Source organism: Moorena sp. SIO4E2 (assembly GCF_010671945.1).
Lineage (GTDB): Bacteria > Cyanobacteriota > Cyanobacteriia > Cyanobacteriales > Coleofasciculaceae > Moorena > Moorena producens.
The window spans coordinates 1-1,076 of the sequence record NZ_JAAHIE010001406.1 but is presented as its reverse complement, the minus strand read 5'-3'; the positions used below and the strand labels follow the sequence as shown (position 1 = coordinate 1,076).

1 protein-coding gene is annotated in these 1,076 nt (G+C 45.4%); it reads right to left on the bottom strand.

Annotated elements, in window-relative coordinates:
• Nucleotides 1-352 precede the first annotated feature (352 nt).
• The coding region (locus F6K37_RS44050) for a HEAT repeat domain-containing protein (RefSeq protein WP_287257434.1) at nucleotides 353-1,076 on the bottom strand (724 nt) is incomplete at its 5' end.

The window sequence follows — 1,076 nt, the reverse complement described above, 5'->3', positions numbered from 1 at the left end:
CTCACAAGTATGATGTAGTCGTGATCGGAGCTAGTCGAGAGGGATTATTGGAGCAGGCGATCCATGGCAATATTCCAGAAGCGATCGCACGGGGTGTTGATAGTACTGTGATTTTGGTTAGGGAAGCACTTCATTAATTAGGGAATCGGGAGTCGGGAATCGGGAATCGGGAATCGGGGTAAGCATTCAGCTGTCAGCTTATGTGCTACGCACACGCGATCGCGTTCAGCTTATGTGCTACGCACACGCTACGCAAACAGCTATCAGCTTTTATTTATCAGCTATCAGCTAAAGGCTGACCGCTGACAGCTGACCACTGACCGCTAATAACTGACATTTTATAATTCTATCTTCATTCTAAATTCTTTTGAGCAAACTTCCGCAGTTTAGGATCGGGGTCATGCTTTGCTCTATCCTGCAATAAAGACCTGCTTTGGGAATGGTTAGGATAGTATTTGAGAATGGCCTGAAGGGCTATTTGTCGAGGATTGTAATTCTCGTCATCTCTCTCGTAATCTCTGTCTTTATCAGGGTCAAAGGGGTCATGGAGAGTGCGATCGCATAAAAATTGCGATAACCAAGGCTGGTCGTGCCAAGCTTGAGCTAACTGTTGAATTGCTTTACCTCGCACATCCGAATCAGTATCAGAGCGAGCGGATTCTTGAAGTATGGGTAAAGTATCTGGGTGGTCTTGGTAACCTTCAGCTAACTGTTCTATTGCTGTAACTCGCACATCCGAATCTTTATCAGAGCGAGCGGATTCTTGAAGTAGGGGTAAGGTATCTTGGTGGTCTTTGTAACCTTCAGCTAACTGTTTAATTGCTGTAACTCGCACATCCGAATCTTTATCAGAGCGAGCGTATTCTTGAAGTAGAGGTAAGGTATCTGGGTGGTCTTGGTAACCTTGAGCTAACTGTTGAATTGCTTTACCTCGCACATCCGAATCAGTATCAGAGCGAGCGGATTCTTGAAGTAGAGGTAAGGTATCTGGGTGGTCTTGGTAACCTTTAGCTAACTGTTTAATTGCTGTACCTCGCACATCCGAATCACTATCAGAGCGAGCGGATTCTTGAAGT